The organism is Bacteroides cellulosilyticus DSM 14838 (genome assembly GCF_000158035.1).
GTDB classification, from domain to species: Bacteria; Bacteroidota; Bacteroidia; order Bacteroidales; family Bacteroidaceae; genus Bacteroides; species Bacteroides cellulosilyticus.
In genome coordinates this window covers 842,503-866,911 of the sequence record NZ_EQ973490.1, presented here as the reverse complement: position 1 = coordinate 866,911, position 24,409 = coordinate 842,503, and the positions used below count along the sequence as shown (strand labels likewise).

General features: G+C 42.2%; 15 protein-coding genes. All 15 read left to right on the top strand.

Features of this window, described 5'->3' with window-relative positions:
- A partial coding sequence (locus tag BACCELL_RS07975; protein ID WP_007211173.1) for a DUF2589 domain-containing protein occupies window positions 1–525 on the top strand: 525 nt, incomplete at its 5' end.
- 59 nt (window positions 526–584) lie between these two features.
- Window positions 585–1,217: a DUF2589 domain-containing protein gene (locus tag BACCELL_RS07970; protein WP_007211172.1), complete on the top strand. Its 633-nt coding sequence runs from the start codon at window positions 585–587 to the stop codon at window positions 1,215–1,217.
- 236 nt (window positions 1,218–1,453) lie between these two features.
- Window positions 1,454–1,909: a DUF2589 domain-containing protein gene (locus BACCELL_RS07960; protein ID WP_007211170.1), complete on the top strand. Its 456-nt coding sequence runs from the start codon at window positions 1,454–1,456 to the stop codon at window positions 1,907–1,909.
- Between the two features lie 240 nt (window positions 1,910–2,149).
- Window positions 2,150–3,967 (top strand): glycoside hydrolase family 2 protein, encoded by a 1,818-nt coding sequence (locus tag BACCELL_RS07955; protein WP_007211169.1) that lies wholly within the window; start codon window positions 2,150–2,152, stop codon window positions 3,965–3,967.
- A 21-nt stretch (window positions 3,968–3,988) separates the two neighbouring features.
- Window positions 3,989–7,939, top strand: a complete 3,951-nt coding sequence (locus BACCELL_RS07950) for a two-component regulator propeller domain-containing protein (RefSeq protein WP_007211168.1) — start codon at window positions 3,989–3,991, stop codon at window positions 7,937–7,939.
- Between the two features lie 151 nt (window positions 7,940–8,090).
- Complete coding sequence (locus BACCELL_RS07945) at window positions 8,091–9,383, top strand: Gfo/Idh/MocA family protein (RefSeq protein ID WP_007211167.1); 1,293 nt, start codon at window positions 8,091–8,093, stop codon at window positions 9,381–9,383.
- Complete coding sequence (locus tag BACCELL_RS07940) at window positions 9,380–9,628, top strand: hypothetical protein (protein ID WP_007211166.1); 249 nt, start codon at window positions 9,380–9,382, stop codon at window positions 9,626–9,628. The genes BACCELL_RS07945 and BACCELL_RS07940 overlap by 4 nt, the downstream gene beginning before the upstream one ends.
- Before the next feature lie 41 nt (window positions 9,629–9,669).
- On the top strand, window positions 9,670–11,088 hold the full coding sequence (locus tag BACCELL_RS07935; protein ID WP_007211165.1) for a Gfo/Idh/MocA family oxidoreductase: 1,419 nt from the start codon (window positions 9,670–9,672) through the stop codon (window positions 11,086–11,088).
- A 38-nt stretch (window positions 11,089–11,126) separates the two neighbouring features.
- Window positions 11,127–12,467 carry a 3-keto-disaccharide hydrolase gene (locus tag BACCELL_RS07930; RefSeq protein ID WP_007211164.1) on the top strand — a complete coding sequence of 447 codons (1,341 nt, stop codon included), beginning with the start codon at window positions 11,127–11,129 and terminating at the stop codon, window positions 12,465–12,467.
- Window positions 12,468–12,549: 82 nt separating this feature from the next.
- On the top strand, window positions 12,550–13,395 hold the full coding sequence (locus tag BACCELL_RS07925) for an FAD:protein FMN transferase (protein WP_007211163.1): 846 nt from the start codon (window positions 12,550–12,552) through the stop codon (window positions 13,393–13,395).
- 383 nt (window positions 13,396–13,778) lie between these two features.
- Complete coding sequence (locus tag BACCELL_RS07920) at window positions 13,779–17,108, top strand: SusC/RagA family TonB-linked outer membrane protein (protein WP_007211161.1); 3,330 nt, start codon at window positions 13,779–13,781, stop codon at window positions 17,106–17,108.
- An 11-nt stretch (window positions 17,109–17,119) separates the two neighbouring features.
- Window positions 17,120–18,940, top strand: coding sequence for a RagB/SusD family nutrient uptake outer membrane protein (locus BACCELL_RS07915; protein WP_007211160.1), 1,821 nt, complete (start codon window positions 17,120–17,122; stop codon window positions 18,938–18,940).
- Between the two features lie 94 nt (window positions 18,941–19,034).
- Complete coding sequence (locus tag BACCELL_RS07910; protein ID WP_007211159.1) at window positions 19,035–20,585, top strand: sulfatase family protein; 1,551 nt, start codon at window positions 19,035–19,037, stop codon at window positions 20,583–20,585.
- Window positions 20,586–20,636: 51 nt separating this feature from the next.
- Window positions 20,637–21,599 (top strand): glycoside hydrolase family 43 protein, encoded by a 963-nt coding sequence (locus tag BACCELL_RS07905; RefSeq protein ID WP_007211158.1) that lies wholly within the window; start codon window positions 20,637–20,639, stop codon window positions 21,597–21,599.
- 187 nt (window positions 21,600–21,786) lie between these two features.
- Window positions 21,787–24,409 (top strand): ligand-binding sensor domain-containing protein (locus BACCELL_RS07900; RefSeq protein ID WP_007211157.1); only part of this gene is annotated, 2,623 nt, incomplete at its 3' end.

Below are 24,409 nucleotides of genomic sequence, written 5' to 3'. Positions count from 1 at the left end.
AAGGAGGATAAAGATGGGAAAACAATTCCGACCCAGTATGAGCCTATCATGATTGATATGATTCTTACTAGAAGTGTTATTTCAGAGGATAAAGATGGAAAGGTTTCTGTTACCCCTGCTTCTACAAAATTCACTTTGCCTCTTTTGACTATTCTGCCAATTAATTCATTAGCTGTGGAAACTGTGGATATTAATTTTGAAATGGAAGTAAAATCCAGTTTCTCTGAAGACGATAACAAAACATCTGAAAGCGCAAGTTCAGGTTCCGGTAGCTTTGAAACTAAATTGGGTTGGGGACCGCTATCTGTATCTATAAAAGGATCAGCCAGTTATTCTTCAAAGGATTCTGCTACTCATAATACACATTATGAAAAGAGCAATTCTGCCAAATATACGGTAAATGTACATGCTGGTCAGCTGCCGCTTCCTAAAGGAGTAAATACTATAATTGAAGCATTTACGCAAGCAATTCAGCCTATAGAATTGACGCCTGCCTCTTCTACTCCTACTCCTCCAGCACCCTGAAAGTAGTCTGAATGATAGAATGGTCAGGAAAGTTTAATATCAAGTCGAAATAAACGATTATGTCTGAAAACGAGCAAGGTACATTCAAACCTCAATTTGGGGCAGAACTTAACATTGAATCAATCATTGGCGCACCTTTGGTGGCGGCCTCGAAAGCCAATGTTATGATGCTGACCGGGCAGGCTCAGTTCTTGCTTGATTATTGCTTCACAAAAGAGGAGGGAAGCGACTTGCGACAACCTCTTATGATAGAGATGGTACTGAGTCAGCCGGTTGTTGATCATACGAAACAACCCACTGATCCGGGATACATCTCTATCAACAAAATGGCTTTTCAGGTTCCTTTACTGTGCTTATTGCCTTTAAATTCTCTTGCAATAGATAAGATCAATGTGGACTTTGATCTGGAAATCACATCGGTGGGTTCTTATGATTATAAATCGCAAGTAAATGCGGGTGTGCAGCTTGTAGAGAAGAAGGCGGTTCTGAATGGAAGAATTGCTCCAGCCAAACAGGAATATAAGAAAAACTTCCGTGAACAATATGATAGTACTTTGTCGAGCCGTCTTAAAGTGAATATACATGCGGGCAGATTACCTTTGCCTAAAGGAGTATTGACTTTACTTGATTTGTATACAAAATCGATACAGCCCATACAAAAGATAGATAAACAGTCGGAAAAAGAAGAATAGAAGTATGATAGATCAATATATCCCATGTCCGGTATGTAGGACTCAAATACCCATTGATTTGCATTTGCTAATTCAAGGTGTGCAATTCTCATGCCCTAATTGTCAAGCGGCGATTGGGTTGGCGTCGGAAAGTCGCTCAGTAGTGAGTGAGGCGGTCGACAACTTTGAAAAGTTGAAGAAGATGGCACCTCAGAAAAAGTAAAATAGCATAATGTCGAATCATAAAACTCATCGATATGATTAGCTTTAAATTGTTTGTAGAGGCTATCCATCATGCCATTGTAAGTGCCAGCGACTCACTGATGGATAAGAATGAAGGTTTGCTGGATAAGTATTTTGAAAAGCCTGTTGACGGGGAGGGGAAAAATAAAGGGGCATTGGTTCCGAAGATAGTGCAACTTGAATATCCTGCTTTGGATGATACCGGAGCAGTTACTACTACAACAGTTCAGGTCCCTTTAATCACATTGGTACCTGTTACGGCTTCTAAAATAGAGAAGGCTACTGTTACGGCAGAATTTGCCTTGGAAGTTATAAACGATGAACTACAGATCAGCTTCCCTAATAAAAAAATATCAGAAAATGCTACGGTGGGAAAATTGGAGATTGTTATTTCGCCACAAGAATTAACGGATGGGTTGGAATTGATTATTGAGGGATATGCAAATGCTTTGAAACGACAGATAACCTGACAGAAAAGGAGCTTTTCTTGAGAATTAAGTCTTTGCAAGGTGTTAACCTCTTGTTTTTATAATTTCCCATCTTCTTTATTTTTTGCTATTGGATCTCACAAATTGGTATGTTTTTCTCGTGTATCTTTCTATCTTAGCGAATAAATGGAAAGATTATTGCATTTATTGAGTCAATTGCGTTATTCTGAAAATAAATTTGTAGCTAACTTTGCTTCCAAACATTAAATAGAGTTACATACCATGAAAAAATTATTCATCTCGTTATTTTTAGTAACGTTTTTTATTTTGGAGAGTTCGGCTCAATGGAAACCGGCCGGAGATAGAATAAAGACAAAGTGGGCAGAACAGATCAATCCTTCCGATGTATTGCCCGAGTATCCAAGGCCCATCATGCAGCGTAATGACTGGAAAAACCTGAATGGTTTGTGGGATTATGCTATTATTGATAAAGGTGGACGCATTCCAACGGATTTTGAAGGCCAAATTCTCGTACCTTTTGCTGTAGAATCGTCTTTGTCCGGAGTAGGAAAAAGAGTGAACGAAAATCAGGAAGTAATCTATCAGCGGAGCTTTGAGATACCTTCAGCCTGGAGAGGAAAACAGGTTTTGCTACATTTTGGTGCCGTTGACTGGAAAACCGATGTATGGGTGAACGATATTAAGGTTGGAAGTCATACCGGAGGATTTACTCCATTCTCCTTTGATATAACTCCTGCCTTGTCGGCTAAAGGTAACAACCGTCTGGTTGTAAAGGTTTGGGACCCTACGGACAGAGGCCCTCAACCACGTGGTAAGCAAGTCAGCAGACCGGAAGGTATCTGGTACACTCCTGTAACAGGTATCTGGCAAACTGTATGGCTGGAACCTGTTGCTGGTAAACATATTGAGAATCTTCGTATTACTCCTGATATTGACCGTCATCTGTTAACGGTAAAAGCTGAACTGAACACCAACAGCACATCAGACTTCGTGGAGGTGAATGTGTATGATGGTAATCAATTAATTGCTGCCGGTAAGAGTATTAATGGGGAACCTGTAGAAGTGGCAATGCCTGAAAATGCAAAACTGTGGAGCCCTGATTCTCCTTTTCTCTATACTTTGAAAGTTACTTTAAAAGAGGGGAATAAGATTGTGGATAAGGTGGATAGCTATGCGGCCATGCGTAAATATTCCACTCGCAGGGATGCCAATGGTATCGTACGTTTGGAACTGAATAATGAAGCGCTGTTCCAGTTTGGCCCGCTTGATCAAGGTTGGTGGCCTGACGGTCTGTATACGGCTCCTACGGATGAAGCTTTGCTGTACGACATTCAGAAGACAAAAGATTTTGGTTATAATATGATCCGTAAACATATTAAAGTAGAGCCTGCCCGTTGGTATACATATTGCGACCAGCTTGGAATTATTGTGTGGCAAGACATGCCGAGTGGTGACCGCAACCCGCAATGGCAGAACCGGAAGTACTTTGATGGTACGGAAATGAAGCGTTCAGCCGAATCAGAAGCTTATTATCGCAAAGAATGGAAAGAAATAATGGACTGTCTGTATTCTTATCCTTGCATTGGTACCTGGGTGCCATTTAATGAGGCTTGGGGACAGTTTAAGACCGTTGAAATTGCTGAATGGACGAAACAATATGATCCGACCCGTTTGGTGAATCCAGCAAGTGGCGGTAATCATTATACTTGTGGTGATATGCTTGACCTGCATAATTATCCGGCACCTGAGATGTACTTGTATGATGCTCAGCGTGCAACTGTTTTGGGTGAATACGGTGGTATCGGTCTTGTTCTGAAGGATCATATCTGGGAGCCGAACCGTAACTGGGGTTATGTTCAATTTAATTCTTCCAAAGAAGCTACGGATGAATATGTGAAGTATGCCGATATGCTGTATAAGATGGTAGACAGAGGATTCTCCGCAGCTGTCTATACACAGACTACTGACGTGGAAGTGGAAGTGAATGGCCTGATGACCTATGACCGTAAGGTTATTAAACTGGATGAAAAGCGTGCTAAAGAAATAAATACACGTATCTGTAATTCGTTGAAAAAGTAATCTTCCGGGAAGGAGGAGGTTATGAACCGAACGATTATAAAGCTTTTCTTTTATTTGTGCATATTGACGGCGTTGCCGTCATATGCACAAAATGCTGTTCATTACTATTTTAAGACAATGGACATCCGGAACGGTCTCTCACAAAATACGGTATATCAGATTTTGCAGGACAGGAAAGGCTTTATGTGGTTTGGGACTAAAGACGGTTTGAACCGTTATGATGGTCTATCTTACCGCGTATACAAAAAGGAAAATTCCGGTTTAGGCAAGAATTTCATTACTGCACTTTATGAAGACCATGAAGGGAATATCTGGATAGGGACGGATGGGGGAGTCTTTATCTATAATCCGGTGCTTGATTCTTTCACAGCTTTCAATCAGACAAGTGATAAAGGTACTGTCATTAAAGACTTCGTAACCATGATTGGAAGCGATGAATACGATAATATTTGGATATCGGTGGAGAATCAGGGCTTGTTTTGCTACAACCATGAAAAAAGGTTACGGAATTATCTGCATGATTCGGGCATGTCCAATGTAGCTCGTTTCTGGCTTAACGAAAGTACCTGCTGGTTGGCTTTGTATGCTGACAATCTTTACTACACAAAGGATAATTTTGAAAGTCCGCTACAACCTTTTAAGGATGCAGATGGCAATGAGATATTTAAAGGAGATATCATTAACTGGCATGTCAGTGGGCCGCACAATTGCGTTTATATAGCTTCGGTTAACGGATTGACTGAGATAAACTTTACCACCGGCAAAACTCGCAGATTGTTGAACGCTTATGTACGCGTATTGCAATTCAAATCCGATGATGAGCTGTGGGTAGGTACGGAATCTGGTCTGTATATATACAATCTGGCAAATGATAAGGTGACACATCTGTCGGTTCCTGATCAGGATGATTCTTATGCATTGTCGGATAACGCCATTTATTCACTGTGCCGTGACAAGGAAAATGGTATGTGGATAGGTTCATATTTCGGTGGTGTGAACTATTATCCATATCAATGGACTTATTTTGAGAAATTCTATCCAAGAGATGATCTCAGGCACTTCGGGCGTCGGGTACGAGAAATATGCGAAAGCAATGACGGTACGTTGTGGATAGGTACCGAAGATAAGGGATTATTCAATTATGACCCTGCGAACGGTAAAATAGTGCCTTTTGATCATCCTGCCATTTACAAAAATGTTCATGCACTTTGTCTGGATGGAGATGATCTATGGGTGGGCACTTTTTCCGGTGGATTAAACCGGGTGAATTTGCATACCAGGCAAGTGAAGCATTATTCCAGAGGTAAAACTCAGAACTCTATGTCCGCTAATGATGCTTTTACCATTTGCAAAACCACTACAGGCGATGTCTGGATCGGTACAACGGCCGGTCTGCTGAAATACAACCGCTCTTCTGACGACTTTACACGCATTGCTGAACTGAAGAGCATGTTCACTTATGATATATTGGAGGATTTCAACGGCAATCTCTGGTTTGCTACTTTCTCCAATGGAGTCTTTTGCTATAATGTCCGAAGTCAGAAGTGGAAAAATTACCTGTCGAATGAAAAAGACTCTGCTTCGCTCTCTTACAATAAGGTGATCAGTATCTATGAAGACAGCAGAAAATGTCTGTGGTTTATGACCTTGGGTGAGGGCTTCTGCCGTTATAATCCGGAGACGGATAACTTCACCCGCTATGATATGTCGAAAGGTTTTCCAAGTAATACTATCTATAAGATGGTGGAGGATAAGCGGGGAAATCTCTGGCTTACAACTAATAACGGTCTTGTCTGCTTCAATCCGGAGACAGAGAGCAAGCATGTCTATACCACGGCCAACGGATTGTTGAGCAATCAGTTTAATTTCCAGTCCGGATATTGTGACAGAAAAGGACGTATTTACCTGGGCAGTATCAATGGGTTTATAGCTTTTGACCCAGAAACTTTTGTAGAGAACACTTTTCTTCCTCCGGTGGTCATTACTGATTTTTACTTGTTCAACAAGCGGTTATCAGTGGATAGTCCGGATTCTCCTATGGAGAAGAGCATTACTTATTCAGATGAAATAGAGCTTGATGCCAATCAGAATTCCTTTTCTCTTCAGGTGGCTGCCTTAAGTTATCAGGCTCCCGAGATGAATCGGTTAGAGTATAAGCTGGAGGGTTTTAACAGTGAATGGTATACGGTAGGCAGGAACTCCATGATCAATTACTCCAATCTGCCTTACGGAAGTTATACGTTGCGTATAAAGGGATCTAATAGCGACGGTAAATGGAATGAAGCGCAACGTGTGCTTAAAATACGTATTCGACCTCCTTTTTACTTGTCTACCTGGGCCTATGTCGTTTATGTACTATTGGCTTTATGTTCTCTGGTTGCCGTTATTTTCTATTTTAGGAGAAGGACCCAACAGAAGCATCAGCAGACCATGGAGAAGTTTGAGCGTGAGAAGGAGAGGGAACTGTACACGGCTAAAATAGATTTCTTCACGAATGTAGCTCATGAGATACGTACGCCGCTTACACTCATAAAGAGTCCGCTTGAGAATGTGTTGTCATCCAAATCGGTATCCGATGAAATCAGGGATGATTTGGAGATAATGGACCTGAATACAAATCGGCTGCTCGATTTGGTTAATCAGTTGCTCGATTTCAGAAAAACGGAGACGCAAGGATTCCAACTGAATTTTGTGGAATGTGATGTGTCGGATATCCTGCAAAAGACATGTAAACGTTTTAGACTTTCGGCACGTCAGAAAGAATTGGAATTTGTTATTGATTCTCCCGAAACGGTGTATGCTTCGGTCGATAAGGAAGGCTTGACCAAGATTATCAGTAATCTGCTTTCCAATGCCATCAAGTATTCTGAAACTTATATCCGCGTTAGGCTGTATGTGGAAGAAGATAAACTGTTGTTTTCGGTTTGTAATGACGGTCCTGTTGTTCCGGCAAAAATGCGTGAAGAGATTTTTAAGCCGTTCATCCAGTATAAGGAGGGAGTCTTGAGCTCTGTATCCGGTACCGGTATTGGGTTGGCATTAGCCCGTTTGCTTGCCGAACTGCATGAAGGTGCATTATACATGGAAGATTCCATGGAATGTAATTGTTTCCTGTTGTCACTTCCGTTGAAGCATGTACAAACTGTTACAATAGAACGAAAAGAACCGGTAATGAATGAAGAATCATCCGGAGAAGGAGAACCGGAAACCGGTCGTAAACAATGCCGGTATACCCTGTTGGTTGTAGAAGATAGTTTGGAGATGCGGTTGTTTGTGACTAAACAATTGTCATCGGAATATCAGGTGCTGACAGCCGTCAATGGTATAGAAGCGTTGAAAGTGTTGGGAGAACATACGGTCAATCTGGTTATTTCTGATATTATGATGCCCGAGATGGATGGATTGGAACTGTGTGAACATCTGAAGTCGGAGCTCGATTATAGTCATATTCCCATTATATTATTGACAGCTAAAACCACCCTTCAGGCAAAAATAGAAGGTATGAGGCTTGGTGCGGACGTTTACATAGAAAAACCGTTCTCTGTGGAATACTTGAGAGTATGTGTGTCTAACTTGTTGAGTAACCGCGAGAAGTTGCGGGTTTCTTTTGCTCATTCTCCTTTTGTACAAGCTAACAGTATGGCGATGACTAAAGCAGACGAAACCTTTCTTAAAACATTGAAAGAAGTAGTTGTGGCCAATATGCAAAATCCTGAATTCTGTCTTGATGATATGGCGAGCCTGCTGAATATGAGCCGTTCGAGCCTGAACCGGAAAATAAAAGGGATATTGGATTTGACCCCGAATGATTACATTCGTCTGGAACGTCTGAAGAAGGCGGCACAGCTGTTGCAGGAAGGAGAATGTAAGATCAATGAAGTGTGTTACATGACTGGATTCAATACCCCTTCTTACTTCACAAAATGCTTCCAGAAGCAGTTTGGAGTTCTGCCTAAGGACTTTATAAAGTGACAACAGGGGCGATTGGTACTATTTTCGCATTGTTTGGATAAATATTTATACTCTATATCTCAATATTTTGCTATTTTTGGACTGTCATTTTATATCGCTGTTCCGCCTTCAGTAAAAGACGGGAAATAGGCTTTATTTTAAAGATTATATTATGAAAGATACATTGATCAGCAGGAGAGAGTTTCTGAAAGATATAGGGATGATTGGAGCCGGAGTGCTGCTATCGGCAAGCCCTTGGCTTTCTGCTTTTTCGGAAGTTGTAGAAACATCCGGTGAAAAGTGCCGTCTGGCTATTATCGGTCCGGGTTCAAGAGGACGTTTTTTGATGAGCTTTCTGGTACAGAATCCTAAAGTAGAGATTGTGGCATTGTGCGATATCTATCAGCCTTCTATTGAAAAAGCACTGGAGCTGGCTCCGAAAGCTAAAGTTTATGACGATTACCGGGAAATACTGGAAGATAAAACCGTTGATGCCGTACTGGTAGCTACTCCTCTTAATTCCCATTGCCAAATAGTGCTGGATGCTTTTGATGCCGGCAAGCACGTGTTCTGTGAGAAATCTATAGGCTTTACGATGGAAGAATGTTTCCGCATCTATAATAAGCACATCAGTACGGAGAAAGTATTCTTTACCGGCCAGCAACGTCTTTTTGATCCGCGATACATTAAGGCCATGGAAATGATTCATGCCGGTACTTTTGGTGAGATAAACGCCATCCGTACTTTTTGGAACCGGAATGGAGACTGGAGGCGGGAAGTGCCTTCACCTGATCTGGAACGTCTGATTAACTGGCGTCTGTATCGCGAATATTCCAAAGGACTGATGACTGAACTGGCTTGCCATCAGTTGCAAATAGGGAGTTGGGCACTGCAAAAGCTTCCCGAGAAAGTGATGGGACATGGGGCTATCACCTATTGGAAGGATGGTAGGGAAGTATATGATAATGTAAGTTGCATATATGTGTTCGATGACGGAGTGAAGATGACATTTGATTCTGTCATATCCAATAAATTCTATGGTTTGGAAGAACAAATCATGGGTAATCTGGGGACGGTGGAACCGGAGAAAGGTAAATACTTCTTTGAAAGTGTCCCTCCTGCACCTGGATTTTTGCAGATGATTAACGACTGGGAGAATAAAGTGTTTGATTCCTTACCTTTTGCCGGAACTAGCTGGGCACCGGAAACTGCCAATGAAAACAAAGGGGAATTTATTCTGGGAGAACGACCTAAATCGGATGGTACTTCTTTGTTGTTAGAAGCTTTTGTTGAGGCTGTTATTACCCGTAGGCAGCCAGAACGCATAGCTGAAGAGGGCTATTATGCAAGTATGCTTTGCCTGTTGGGCGATCAGGCTTTACAGGAAGAACGGGTACTATACTTCCCCGATGAATATAAAATCAACTACTTGAATCATCAAGCTAAAACACCTGAAGCCGTATGAAAAATACAGTCATTACTGCCCGCCGGAAAAAGATAGAACTGCTGACTTTGCTGGCGTGCTTCATTATAGGCAATCTGGCAAATCTGTATGCCATAATTTCTTATGAGACACCTTTCTCGGAGATGCTGACATCCTTTTTCTATGTCCTCGCGTTTTCGGGCGTGCTTTATGTCTTTTGGACAATCCTGCGCATTCTGTTCTATGGGATAAGAAGTCTGTTTTTGAAGAAAAGAAATGCGGCCTGAAGATGATCAAGACTCAGTAACTTAATTAATACCAATGATATATGACGACACGAAGAGATTTTTTGAAAACGATGACAATGGCTTCTGCCGGACTGGCATTCGGGGCCGGTGATGTGCTGGGAGCCCGTGCTTCCACTACGCAAAGGAAAGTGACGGATAAAGTGAAGATTGCCTATATAGGCATTGGAAACCGTGGCGAGCAGATTATAAACGATTTTGCCCGTACCGGTATGGTAGAAGTTGTGGCTCTGTGCGATGTGGATATGGGAGCCGCTCACACCCAGAAAGTGATGAACCAGTATCCTAAGGCGAAACGCTTCCGCGATTTCCGTCAGATGTTTGACAAGGCGGGCAATGATTTTGATGCGGTAGCCATAGCTACTCCCGATCATTCACATTTCCCTATCAGTATGCTGGCTTTGGCATCAGGTAAACATGTGTATGTGGAGAAACCTCTGGCACGTACTTTCTATGAAGGAGAATTGCTGATGCAAGCTGCACTGAAACGTCCGAACCTGGCTACACAAGTCGGTAACCAAGGACATTCGGAAGCTAACTATTTTCAGTTCAAGGCGTGGATGGATGCCGGTATTATCAAGGATGTAACGGCTGTGACGGCACACATGAATAATCCCCGTCGCTGGCACAAATGGGATACCAATATCTATAAGTTCCCTTCCGGCCAGCAACTGCCGAAAGACATGGAGTGGGATGCCTGGTTGGGAGTAACTCCTTATCACGAATATAACAAAGACTACCATTTGGGACAGTGGCGCTGCTGGTACGATTTTGGAATGGGCTGTCTGGGTGATTGGGGTGCACATATCCTAGATACGGTTCACGAATTCCTGGAATTGGGATTGCCCTACGAAGTGTCTATGAAATATGCCAACGGACATAATGACTATTTCTTCCCTTATTCTTCCACTATCCTGTTCCGTTTCCCTCAACGTAAGGGTATGCCGCCGGTTGACATTACATGGTATGATGGTCTGGACAATCTTCCTCCTATCCCTGCCGGTTATGGGGTATCCGGTTTAGATCCTAATATTCCTGCAACTAATCAGGGAGATACGCCGGCCTCCAGTCTGAACCCCGGAAAGATTATTTATACAAAGGATTTGATATTTAAGGGTGGAAGCCATGGCAGCACACTTTCCATAATACCGGAAGAGAAAGCTAGGGAAATGGCAGGTAAACTGCCGGAAGTACCTAAGAGTCCGTCGAATCATTTCGAAAATTTCCTGTTGGCTTGTATGGGACAGGAAAAGACCCGCTCACCGTTTGAAATTAACGGTGTGCTGGGGCAGGTATTCTCATTAGGAGTGATTGCTCAACGTCTCAATACGCAAATATTCTTTGATCCTCGCACCAAGCAGATTACAAATAATGAGTTTGCGAATGCAATGTTGGCCGGCGTACCGCCTCGTAAAGGATGGGATGAGTTCTATAAACTGTAATTGCATAGTATTAAATAATCAATAGAAGAAATATCAATATGAAAAAGAATTATTTGTTGCTTTTGTTTGTGTTTTGTGCATCTGTGGTTTCGGCGCAAAACTGGGAGCCGCTTTTCAATGGGAAGAACCTGAGTGGCTGGAAGAAGCTGAATGGTAAAGCCGAATACAAAGTGGTAGATGGTGCTATTGTCGGCATTTCGAAGATGGGAACACCTAACACATTTCTGGCTACAAAGAAGACGTATGGTGATTTTATCCTGGAGTTTGATTTCAAAGTAGATGATGGCTTGAATTCTGGTGTGCAGCTGCGCAGTGAAAGCAAGAAAGACTACCAGAAAGGACGCGTGCACGGCTATCAGTTTGAGATTGATCCCTCTAAGCGTGCCTGGTCGGGTGGCATCTATGATGAGGCCCGTCGCAACTGGCTTTATCCGCTGACACAAAATCCGGCAGCTAAAAGTGCTTTCAAGAACAATGAGTGGAATAAGGCTCGTATCGAGGCTATAGGTAATTCTATCGCTACTTGGATCAATGGAGTGCCTTGTGCCAATATCTGGGACGATATGACCCCTGCCGGTTTTATTGCTTTGCAGGTACATGCTATCGGTAATGCTGCCGATGAAGGAAAAACAGTCAGTTGGAAGAATATCCGCATTTGTACAACAGACGTAGAGCGCTACCAGACAGACCGGAAAGCTCCGGAGATAAATGTTATCCCCAATACCATCTCTCCGAACGAAGCAAAAGAAGGTTGGACACTTCTTTGGGACGGTAAGACTTCAGAAGGTTGGAGAGGAGCCAAATTGAATTCTTTCCCTGAAAAGGGTTGGAAAATGGAAAACGGCATCCTGAAAGTGATGAAGAGTGGTGGTGCTGAATCTGCTAACGGTGGCGATATCGTAACTACCCGCCAATACAAAAACTTTATCCTGAAAGTAGATTTCAAGATTACTGAAGGCGCTAACAGTGGAGTGAAATATTTCGTAAACCCCGATATGAATAAAGGAGCCGGTTCGGCTATTGGTTGCGAGTTTCAGATTCTTGATGACGATAAGCATCCTGATGCTAAATTGGGCGTGAAAGGAAACCGTACATTGGGTTCACTTTACGATTTGATTCCTGCTCCGGCAGATAAACCTTTCAACAAGAAAGATTTCAATACGGCTACGATTATCGTGAAAGGTGACCGCGTAGAGCATTGGCTGAATGGTGTGAAGCTCATCGAATACACACGTCAGAACCAGATGTGGGATGCACTGGTTGCATATAGCAAGTATAGAGATTGGCCTAACTTCGGTAATTCAGAGTCTGGAAACATTCTTCTGCAAGACCATGGCGATGAAGTTTGGTTTAAGAATATAAAGATCAAAGAGTTGTAATTAATAGTATGTCTTTGAAAAGGGTGAGTTGCAGAATTGTGGCTTGCCCTTTCATTTTTCTTTAGGAAACACAGACTTGAAAATGCCGGACGTTATTAAACATCTTTATAAATATTCACCTTCTCAGGGTGGCTTGCTTTATGCCTGGTTTCCATCTATGCATACACGTGTCGATATAATGCTGTGTGGCAGGCAGGGGGAGGACATTTTACTGTCGGTAGTCGATGCGGTGTACAAAATGCTGTGTCGTTTAGAAAAGATGGCCAACTATTATGATGCGGATAGTGAACTGGCATATTTGAACCGGACTGCTTCTGTACATCCGCAACAGGTCAGCCACGAGCTTTATGATATGCTTACTTTCTGTGTAGATTGCTATACCCGTACCGCTGGATGTTTTGATGTAACTATTCATTCGGCTGATTATACACCCAATTTAATCCGTAGTGTTCAACTATCACCTCAGGAGCGTACCCTTCTCTTTTTGCAACCGGGAGTGACTATCAACCTTTCCGGATTCCTGAAAGGATATGCTTTGGAAAAAACACGGAAATTACTGCAACATTATGAAGTGAAGGATGCATTGATCAATATGGGAAACAGTTCTGTATTGGCTTTTGGGCATCATCCCTTGGCTGATGGATGGAAGGTCGGTTTTGGACAGGGCGCTGTTCTAAACGGGAGGAAACCGCAGGAGTTGCTTCTTCAGAATGAATGCCTCACTACTTCCGGTAATGATTCGCATGAGCGAAAACATATTATTAATCCCCGGAACGGAAAACCGGTGGAAGGGAAAAGAGAAGTAGCGGTGGTTACGGACAATGGTGCCATAGGCGAAGTTTTGTCGACCGGTTTATTTGTAGCTGATGCCCGTCAGCGGGAAATACTGGAAGCGGAGTTCCGTCCGCGTTTGATTCTTGATCTCTAAAACAACTTCTCAACTGAAGTAGTGGGATATTTAAATCGTATCTAAGTCGTATCTGAGCCGTACTTGCTCCGTACATTCTTCGCTCAGAAGTACCTCTGGACGAAGAAACTACGGATTTGATACGGAGCAAGTACATCTCGGGTATTCTGTATGCAAGAATAAGACCTGTTTGTACAATATCTGTGTCAGAGGTATAGCCGGATACGCTACTAATACCTTTTTGCCTCGATTATTCTATAAAATGATTTTTTCGTTCTATCGGAAATTGCACATAAGCGCTACCTTTGAATGGCTGGATTCAGCTTGTTAGTATCCGGAAACTATCAGGAAGAACCGGTTTTATGGAAAACAAAAAATGATGTTTAATTAAAACTTTAAATCTTATGCAGGTAAATACAAAATTCCTCGTGTGTTCGCTTATATATATGGGGAGTCTTTCTGCGAACGCGGTGGGATCGTCTTCTTTGGCAAATGAAACGGTGCACGTATCTATCCTTTCGGCGGATCAAACAAAAAATGAACGGAACATTACAGGACGTATAATCGATGGAGATACCGGAGAGGCTCTTATTGGTGTCAGCATTCTGGTTAAAGGAGCCTCTATGGGTACGGTGACCGATGTTGATGGGAAGTTTTCATTGTCTGTGGCTACAGGAGATGTCTTGGAGATATCGTATATCGGCTATAAAAGCCAGTCGATAGTGGTTGGCAATCAGAGTGTCTTGGACATCAGGATGATGTCCGATAACGAATTGTTGGATGAAGTGGTAGTGGTGGGCTATGGCTCTCAGAAAAAAGTGAATCTGACGGGTTCTGTTGCTACGGTTAATTTTGATGATAAGACCTTGTCGCGTCCCGTAACTACGCTTGCTTCTACTTTATCGGGTATGGTGGCCGGATTGAATGTGATGCAGACATCCAGTAAGCCCAACTCAGAATCATCTACTTTGCGTATTCGCGGTACAGGTACTTTAAATGATTCTGCACCATTGGTGCTGGTCGATGGAATGGAAATGTCGCTGAATAATGTCAATCCTAATGATATCGCTTCTATCTCCATCCTGAAAGATGCCGCTTCGTGTGCTATTTATGGTAACCGGGGTGCTAATGGTGTTATTCTATTGACTACCAAGAAAGGTACGGACGGGAAAATCAACGTGACCTATTCAGGAAAATTCTCCTATAATACACCGGCTAATCTGATCCGTATGGTTTCAAACTATGCCGACTACATGGAATTTATCAATGAGGCTTCGGACAATGCAGGGCAGGCACAGGTGTTTAGCCAAACTACCATTGATACGTGGCGTGCAGCGGCCAGCAATCCGAATGGAATATCCGAATCGGGTTACCCGAATTATGTGGCCTATCCGAATACGGACTGGTACGATGAGGTGTATAATCCGAAATTGATGCAAGAACATTCTATTACGCTTACCGGTGCGGAAAAGAGAACCCGGTATAGCCTGAATGCTACGTATGTGGATAATCCCGGTCTGGTGGTGAATTCAGGAATGAAGAAATATTATATGCGCAGTAATCTGGAGTCACAGGTTGCCAGTTTCTTGGCTGTGGGACTGAATGCATGGGGTTATCATGTAGATCAGGAAAGAAATAATGTTGATGATTTGAATGGTTTGCAAATGCAGAAAAGTACACCGGGAACCTATCCGTATTACGATGGGAAATATGGAGCTCCCGAAGCCCTCGAAGAAGATCCGGTAGTCAACAATCCGGTTTATTATCTGAATAGTGCGGGAGGCTCTTATAAAACAACGAAATTCTTTGTGAATCCTTATATTAAGATTGATTTCCTTAAGAACTTCCATTTGACTTCTAACTTCTACTACGATCATTATCGGCAGGAGAATCTGTGGCATTATTCCGATTATCAGGAAAGATTTTCATTCCAACGTGGAGAAACTATGAATGTTCCTCCTACTTCCGAATTGCTTGCGGAGTACCCTGTGAAATATTATATTGATGGAAATCAGAGCTGGAAAAATACTACCACCTTAAACTGGGGACAGATTTTCAAAGGTAAACACGATGTGGCAGCCTTAGTGGGCTATGAGGAATTCCGCAAATGGGCACGTACTACCGACATTAGTAAGAAAGGGATGCTTGATACCAGTCTTACAGATTTTGACGCATTGACGGAGCCTGATTATATCGATGGAAGCACTACAGAGTTTTCATCCCGTTCTGTCTTTGGTCGTGTTACTTATACGTATGATTCCCGTTACTTATTTGAGGCGAATGTCCGTTATGACGGTTCCTCCCGTTTTTCTCCGGAGAACCGCTGGGGTATATTCCCATCCTTTTCGGCAGGGTGGCGTTTGTCGGAAGAGAAATTCATGAAGAAGATGAATTGGCTCGACAACCTGAAACTACGTGTTTCCTGGGGACAACTCGGAAATAACTCAATCGGTAACTATGAATGGCAGGCTGTTTATGCTACGGCTCCCCATTATGCTTTTGGCAACAAGGAGGTTCCCGGACTGGGCATGGGAAGTTTTTCCAACTATAACCTGGAATGGGAGACAACTACGGTTACCAACCTGGGTATCGACTTCTCTATGCTGAAAAACCGTTTGAGTGGAACAGTGGAGGTTTATAATAAGTTGACGGACGGTATCTTGTATAATCCAACTTTGTCACCTACTTTGTCTGGGTTCAGTTCTCCCCGACAGAATATTGCAGAGGTTACTAATAAGGGACTTGAAATAACCTTAGGTTGGAATGATCGGATCGGTTCTGTCTCGTACGGCATATCCGGAAACTTCTCTTACAACAAGAATGAAGTAACCAAATACAAAGGAGAACTTGTCCGCGGATGGCAGCAGAATGCGGATGGTAGTTCCACTTATTATACCAATTTGGGTGAGGTTTCAACAGGAGACTTGCAGCGTGTTTTGGAAGGGCACATGATCAATGAATTTTATGTGCTGAACGTATATAAAGGCAATAGAAACTATTTTAATGCCGATGGTACGGTAAATCCGAAAGGAGGGCCTTCTGACGGAATGATCCGTACGGAAGATGATATGAAATGGTTGCAGGCCATGACGGATGCCGGATATAAGTTCTATCCGAAACAGGGAATCGGCAAGAGTAATATCTGGTATGGTGATATCATTTATGCAGACTTGGATGGAGATGGCATTTATGGTGACGACGATGACAAGGATTTCCAGGGTTATTCTAAAACACCGAAGTATTACTTCGGCTTCCAGACAAACCTGTCATGGAAAGGCATTGACTTCTCTATGAACTGGGCTGGTGCTGCCGGATTCAAAATCAACTGGTATCAGTCTGGTGAGAATAGTAGTATAACCTGGTTTGGGTATGGAATGGGTAAAGATGTAGCTTATGACCATTACTTTTACGATCCTGAGAATCCGAATGATCCGCGGACAAATCTTACTTCGGCAAATCCCCGTCTCACCATGGATAAAGCAGCTCAGGTAAGTGTTTCCGGCCAGCATATTCTACATAATGGCAATTATCTGAAACTGAAGAATCTGACAGTCGGCTACACGCTCCCCAAAGATTGGGTACAGAAGGTGTGCATGCAAAATGTGCGTGTCTATGTTTCGGGAGAGAATCTGTTGACGATTACTAAGTTCAAAGGTATTGATCCTGAAATGATGAGTGGAGTGGGCTATGCTCCTATGAGACAATATGCTTTTGGTGTAAATGTTACTTTCTAAAATTAAATGGTATGAACAAGATAAATATAAACAAAGGAAGAAATCTGATGAAAACGATGGCCGCAGTGGTCCTTGTGGGAATGTCAACCGCAGGTTGCGTAGATATGGATTTGTCACCCAATGGAAAGCCGGCGGAAGGGAATGTATGGTCGACTCCTACCTTGGCGGAACAGACGATAGCGGGTGTGTATAATCAATTGTATGTGGATTATAGCGATGTTGCCAACGGGTGGTTTGATATATGGTCCAGTACTATGGATTACGGTATAGGTATAGCTCCTACTTTCAATTTCTTATTTGCGACAAATTCTCCGAGCTCTGTTAAAGGGAGTTCTGCTCCCTGGCAAAGATTCTATAAGGGAATTATCAAGGCAAATGATGTGATTGGCAATCTGCCTACGGTCGAGGGATTTGATGAGACTAAAAGAAGCCGCTATATTTCAGAATGTATGTTTCTGCGTTGCTGGTGGTATTACAGGCTGAATATCTTGTATAATGGAGTTCCTTACTATAAAGATCCGATTAAGGATATTGATGAGGCAAAACTGGCACGTTCCACTCAGGATGAAGTCTGGGGATATATAGTGGATGATTTGACTTCCTGTATCAATAATCCGGATTTGCCGGATAAATACAGTTCGGATGATGCCAATTACGGGCATATTACAAAAGGTGCAGCCTATGCTTTAAGAGGCAAGGTATATCTGTGGATGAAAGAATGGAAAAAGGCGGCTGATGATTTTCAGGCAGTAAAGGATTGTGGATACACGCTCTATAAAGGTGCGGGTGAGGAGTCATACAAGAAACTGTTTAAGGTGGAAAATGAGCGTTGCGATGAAATGATATTCTCTTTGCAATGTCTGGATCATCCGGATTATACGCAAAAGAAGAACAGAGGTTTCGGTAACAGATGCTTGCCGCCTGACCCTTCAGGCAATGGATTGGGGTGGAATAATTATATTATAAACCCGCAGTTTGCCGAGTCTTACGAAAATAGAGACGGTAGTAAGTTCAATTGGGATGACATTATCCCCGGATATAATGATATGGGCATTGATAAGCGTATGGTGTATTTCCTGCGGAATAACATCACGGAGACTGAAAGAAAGAACGCAGTAGCTGCGGGGGCTGATATGTCCAAATATGATGCTTCCGGTAACGAGGAGAGGATTAAAAAAGCCTATGAAAACCGTGATCCGAGAATGGCAATGTCCGTTATAACCCCTTATGCCTCTTTTCTTGGTGGGGTTGAAGGAACTCCTAAAGAGTATGTGATGCGTTATCCTTTCCGTTCTTATACCACATATGGGGATTTGAAAACAGATACAAGTTTGAAGTTCTATTACTTAAATCGTAAGTTTGTGGGTGAAGGATTAGAGTTACCGAATATATATTCTGAATTGGATTTGCCGTTTATCCGTTATGCGGATGTTCTGTTGAATTGGGCGGAGGCATTGAATGAGTTGAATGATCTTCCCGGAGCCATAAGCAAAGTGAATGAGGTGCGCGAAAGGGCAGGAGCCCAATTACTGGGAACCAACGAATTTACTCAGGTTACAGGAAAAACAGATATGCACCAGCGTATCATGAACGAACGCCATTGGGAATTAATAGGTGAAGACGTGATTTATTTCGATGAGATTCGCTGGAGAACCTGGAAAGATCTGAAGTTCTATAAGGACAAAGAAGGCAAGATGAATGGTATGACTCAGATATGGGGAACCAGAACTAATAATTATGCCTGGGGAGGAGATCATTATTGGAGTCTTCCGATACCGGCAAGAGAAATGCAAATGAATCCTAATATGGTGCAGAATCCGGGTTGGGATTGATGTGATTGAGTCTCTGCATACTTCATAATCTCTTTATAGGGGTTATGGAGTATGTGTCGTTTTTTATATGGTTATTAATTAAAATCAGATAGTTATGAATTTTAGAAAACATCTTTTCTCAGGAATCGTTCTCCAGGGAATAGGTTTGTCTTTGTTTGCACAGACAGATAAACCTAATATCGTAGTGATAATGACGGACCAGCAACGTGCTGATTTGTGTGGACGTGAAGGTTTTCCCATGGATATTACTCCATTTGTCGATGAATTGGCACATCAGAATGCTTGGTTCGATAAAGCGTATACGGTTATGCCGGCCAGTACTCCTGCACGTTGTTCCATGTTTACCGGCCGTTTTCCAACTGCAACTCATGTACGTACCAATCACAATGTGCGTGACATTAATTATGCGAAAGACTTGGTAACCGTTCTGAAGGAGAATCATTATAAAACAGCTTTAGTAGGTAAGAATCATGCTTATCTGAACTCAAAGGATATGGATTTCTGGTCTGAATATTCTCACTGGGGGAAGAATAAGCCGGTGACGGAAGGAGAGCGTGCTATTTCCAAATTCTTTAAAGAGGCAGTCGGGCAGTATCTGGAACCTTCGCCTATACCTTTGAAAGATCAGCAACCTACGAGAATTGTGGATGAGGCTATAGAGTGGATAGATAGCCAGAAGGACAATCCGTTCTTTGTATGGGTTTCATTCCCTGAACCGCATAATCCGTATCAGGTTTGTGAACCTTATTATTCAATGTTTGCACCGGATAAGATTCCGGCTGTGAAGACTTCACGTAAGGATGTATTGAAGAAGGGAGAAAAGTATCAGATTCTGGCGGAACTGGAAGACGCTTCTTGTCCTGATCTTGAAAGAGACTTGCCTCGGTTACGTGGAAATTATATGGGGATGATTCGTCTCATTGATGATCAGATCAAACGCTTGGTTGAGGAGCTGAAGGAAAAGGGACTATTCGAGAAAACTATCATCGTTGTTCTGTCCGATCATGGAGATTATTGCGGTGAATACGGACTAATTCGTAAGGGAGTAGGCTTGTCTGAGTCTCTAACCAGAATACCGATGGTTTGGGCAGGCTATCAGATAAAGAAGCAGCCTAAAGCTATAGATGCGCATGTTTCGTTGGCCGATCTTTTCCCTACTTTCTGTACTGCGATAGGTGATTCAATACCGGAAGGTGTTCAGGGACGGAGTTTGTGGCCTATGTTGACGGGTAAAGAATATCCGAAAGAAGAGTTTTCAAGCGTTGTTGTGCAGTTAGGTTTTGGCGGAGAAGATGTTCCTTTGGACGATAGCTTGACTTTTGAGCAGGAAGGTGCGCTGGGACCCAATAAGGTGGCTCATTTTGACGAATTGAATACATGGACTCAAAGTGGAACCTCCCGAATGGTACGTATGGGTGACTGGAAACTGATTATGAATAGCTATGGAAAAGGGGAACTGTACAATTTGAAGAAAGATCCGTATGAAATTAATAATTTATTTGGAAATCCCAAGTTGATAGATAAGCAGAGCGAGTTGCTGACAAAATTGTTGGCCTGGGAATTGCGTTTGCAGGACCCGTTGCCATTACCAAGACATCGTTATCATTTTAAGCGGAACCCTTATAACTATCATTTTACTGACTAATGAAGCATGTATTCAGGTTGTGTCAATAGAGTATTATCGAAATAGAAGTGTATGAAAAAGAATTTATTTCTTGTCTGTTTGTTTATGTTTGGAACATTGGCATCTTGCCAATGTTCCTCTAAAAAGAGTGCTGACAATGCTGTTGTCAATACCACTGAAACACCTGTGCCTTTGGGTGATCCGTTCATTTTGCTGCACGATGGAGTATACTATGCCTATGGTACGCATTCGAATAAAGGAATTGAATTTTATACCTCCGATGACTTGCTGACCTGGAAGTATGGAGGGTTGGCATTGAATAAGGAAGATTCCTGGGCGGACCGTTGGTTCTGGGCTCCTGAGATTTATTTTGTAAATGGGAAATTCTATATGTATTATTCGGCAGATGAACATATCTGTGTAGCGGTTGCGGACTCTCCCACGGGACCGTTTGTTCAGGATAAGAAGGAGCCGATGATTGCTGATGAGAAGTGTATTGACAATTCTCTGTTTATAGATGATAACGGTACGCCTTATTTATCCTTTGTACGTTTCAATGACGGTAACAACATTTGGATAGCAGAGTTGGAAAAGGATTTGATTACTATCAAGAAAGAGACAATGCATCCTTGCCTCCATGTAACTCAGGAATGGGAGAAAGTCTGGCCTCGCGTGAATGAAGGTTCCTATATTCTTAAGCATAATGGAATTTATTATATGTCTTATTCTGCTAACAGTTATGAAAGTCCATTTTATGGTGTAGGCTGTGCTACGGCTACCGATCTGATGGGTACATGGACGAAGTATGATGAAAACCCTTTATTGCAAAAGCCCGGTAAGCTGGTTGGAGTGGGGCATAGTGCTATGTTTACGGATAAAGCCGGCAAGCTTCGCATAGTCTATCATGCTCATAAAGATAAGGATAACATTCATCCGCGTGCCATGTACATCGGAGAAGTTTCGTTTGAAAATGTCGGTGGAGTGGACCGCATGAGAATTAGTGAAGAGTATATAACCCCTAAACTTGTGAAATGACGCTTGTTTTGAGTCACAGAACTTCGATGAAAAGGGCTATTTTTATCGAAGTTCTGTTATAAACCGTTGTTTGATTGATTTTCTTGAATCTTAAAGGGACGATATTTCTATTTATTGAAATGTTTCTTTTATTGTTTATCGTCAAATTGGGCTATATTTGACGTATGAATCTATAAAAAGCACGAAAATGAAGAAAAGAATAATAGCCCTTATTAGTTTTCTTTGCTATATCATTTGCTGGGCACAAGCAGCAGATGAACATTACTATTTCAAAAATCTTAGCATTCAGGATGGGTTATCCCAGACTACAGTCAATGCTATTATACAGGACAAGAAGGGATTTATGTGGTTTGGTACCAAGGGTGGACTGAGCCGATACGATGGGATGTCATTCCGGAACTTTAAACGTGATATGACTGATAATCATAGTTTGGGAAACAATTTCGTGACTTGTCTTTATCAGGACAATAAAGGGAATATCTGGGTTGGTACAGATGCCGGGGTGTATATTTATTATTCTGACCAGGAGATTTTTATTCCATTTGACCGTCTGAGTGGGGAGAATACAAAGATAGAACGGACTGTTTCCGCTATTTCGGGAGATAAACAGGGCCGGGTATGGATAGCGGTCGAAACACAGGGACTCTTCTGTTATGAGCCGCAAAAAGGCCAACTTCATAATTATACATTGAATGAGTTCTCAGCCAATGTACAGAGCGTTGCTTTTGATAATAGTGGAACAATCTGGGTAGGATTTTATGGCAATGGCCTGTTCTATTCCAAGGATAATTTAAAAACGCTTCACCCTTATCTTTCCCCGAAGGATAGTGATGAGGTTTTTAAGGATGATGTTATCATGAAGATAGTTCCGGGAGCATATAATTGTATCTATATAAGTTCCATAAGAAAGGGAGTGCAGGAGTTGAATCTGACTTCCGGTAACCTGAGAAATTTGCTGTTGATGGATGAAACCGGTGAAATGGTATATAGCCGTGACCTGTTGGTAAATTCGGATAATGAACTGTGGATAGGAGCTGAATCGGGAGTTTATATCTACAATCTTCGTACGGACAAGTATGTGCATCTGCATAGTTCTAAGGATGATCCTTATTCGTTGTCCGATAATGCCGTTTATTCGTTGTGCGAGGATCGTGAAAGTGGCATCTGGGTAGGTTCATATTTTGGGGGAGTAGATTATTATCCGAAATCCTATACTTATTTTGAGAAGTATTATCCGAAAGATGGGGACAATAATTTGCAAGGCAAACGGGTTCGTGAGTTTTGTCAGGATAATAAGGGCATATTATGGATTGGCACCGAAGATGGTGGTTTGAACCGTTTTGATCCGAGCACTAAGACCTTCTCATTCTTTGCACCCAGTTCCGGGTTTACGAATATTCATGGGCTCTGTATGGTGGGTGATAAGTTGTGGGTTGGAACCTTCTCTAAAGGTTTGAAAATTGTAGATACTAATACCGGTAATATCCTGAAAACCTACCAGAAAAATGGTTCTCCACGTTCATTAATTGATAACAGCATCTTTGCTATTTGCAGAACAACGACTGGTGATATTTATTTGGGAACGATGTTCGGTCTGTTAAAATACAATGGACAAACGGATGACTTTGAAAGGATTACAGAACTGGCCGGCAGGTTTGTATATGATATAAAGGAGGATTCGGGCGGTAACTTGTGGCTGGCAACCTATGCGAATGGCGCTTATTGCTATAATGTGAATGAAAAGAGATGGAAAAACTATGTGCACAATGAGGGTAATCAAGAGAGCCTTCCTTATGATAAGGTTTTGAGTATTTTTGAAGACTCCCATCGCCAGATCTGGCTGACTACGCAAGGAGGTGGTTTCTGTCTGTTTCATCCTGAAACGGAGACTTTTACCAGCTATAATTCATCCAACGGATTGCCTAATGATGTCGTTTACCAGATTGTAGAAGACGCGGAGGGTCTGTTCTGGTTGACTACGAATAGTGGGTTGGTACGTTTTAATCCTGTAACTAAACAGGTGAAGGGATATACTACGGCCAATGGATTGCTTGGTGATCAATTTAACTACCGTTCCAGCTATAAGGATGAAGCCGGTAACATTTATCTGGGTAGTATTGATGGCTTTATTGTATTTAATCCTAAGACATTTACAGAGAATAAGAACCTGCCGCCGGTGGTGATTACCGATTTTATGCTGTTTAATAAAGAAGTTCGTGCCGATGAAGAGAATACTCCTCTTGATAAGAGCATTACTTTCTCGGACAGTATTACCCTTCAGGCTAATCAGAACTCATTTTCCTTCCGTATTGCGGCCTTGGGTTATCAGGTGCCGAAAATGAATAAATTGATGTACAGATTGGATGGCTTTGATAAGGACTGGATAACTGTGGGGGAAAGCCCTATTGTGACTTATTCCAATCTGTGGCATGGTGATTATCAGTTTCGTGTGAAAGCGTCCAATAGTGATGGTATTTGGGGACCCGAAGAACAGTTGTTATATATCCATATCCGTCCTCCTTTTTATCTTTCCATCTGGGCTTATTGCATTTATTTATTGTTGTTTATTGTTTGCTTTGTATATACTTTCTGGTATTTCAAGCAACGTAGCAGCAGGCAGCACCGCCGCCAGCTTGAGAAGTTCGAACAGGAGAAAGAACGTGAGATTTATAATGCCAAGATAGATTTCTTTACGAACGTAGCACATGAAATCCGCACTCCGCTGACATTGATAAAAGGACCTTTGGAGAATATCATTCTGAAAAAGCATCTGGACCCGGAAACTCATGAAGATCTGAACATCATGCAGC

What these genes read in the sequence shown, in the direction of transcription:
- BACCELL_RS07970 (WP_007211172.1), top strand. Translation starts at nt 585, where the DNA reads ATGTCTGAAAACGAGCAAGGTACATTCAAACCTCAATTTGGGGCAGAA.
- BACCELL_RS07960 (WP_007211170.1), top strand. Translation starts at nt 1,454, where the DNA reads ATGATTAGCTTTAAATTGTTTGTAGAGGCTATCCATCATGCCATTGTA.
- BACCELL_RS07955 (WP_007211169.1), top strand. Translation starts at nt 2,150, where the DNA reads ATGAAAAAATTATTCATCTCGTTATTTTTAGTAACGTTTTTTATTTTG.
- BACCELL_RS07950 (WP_007211168.1), top strand. Translation starts at nt 3,989, where the DNA reads ATGAACCGAACGATTATAAAGCTTTTCTTTTATTTGTGCATATTGACG.
- BACCELL_RS07945 (WP_007211167.1), top strand. Translation starts at nt 8,091, where the DNA reads ATGAAAGATACATTGATCAGCAGGAGAGAGTTTCTGAAAGATATAGGG.
- BACCELL_RS07940 (WP_007211166.1), top strand. Translation starts at nt 9,380, where the DNA reads ATGAAAAATACAGTCATTACTGCCCGCCGGAAAAAGATAGAACTGCTG.
- BACCELL_RS07935 (WP_007211165.1), top strand. Translation starts at nt 9,670, where the DNA reads ATGACGACACGAAGAGATTTTTTGAAAACGATGACAATGGCTTCTGCC.
- BACCELL_RS07930 (WP_007211164.1), top strand. Translation starts at nt 11,127, where the DNA reads ATGAAAAAGAATTATTTGTTGCTTTTGTTTGTGTTTTGTGCATCTGTG.
- BACCELL_RS07925 (WP_007211163.1), top strand. Translation starts at nt 12,550, where the DNA reads ATGCCGGACGTTATTAAACATCTTTATAAATATTCACCTTCTCAGGGT.
- BACCELL_RS07920 (WP_007211161.1), top strand. Translation starts at nt 13,779, where the DNA reads ATGCAGGTAAATACAAAATTCCTCGTGTGTTCGCTTATATATATGGGG.
- BACCELL_RS07915 (WP_007211160.1), top strand. Translation starts at nt 17,120, where the DNA reads ATGAACAAGATAAATATAAACAAAGGAAGAAATCTGATGAAAACGATG.
- BACCELL_RS07910 (WP_007211159.1), top strand. Translation starts at nt 19,035, where the DNA reads ATGAATTTTAGAAAACATCTTTTCTCAGGAATCGTTCTCCAGGGAATA.
- BACCELL_RS07905 (WP_007211158.1), top strand. Translation starts at nt 20,637, where the DNA reads ATGAAAAAGAATTTATTTCTTGTCTGTTTGTTTATGTTTGGAACATTG.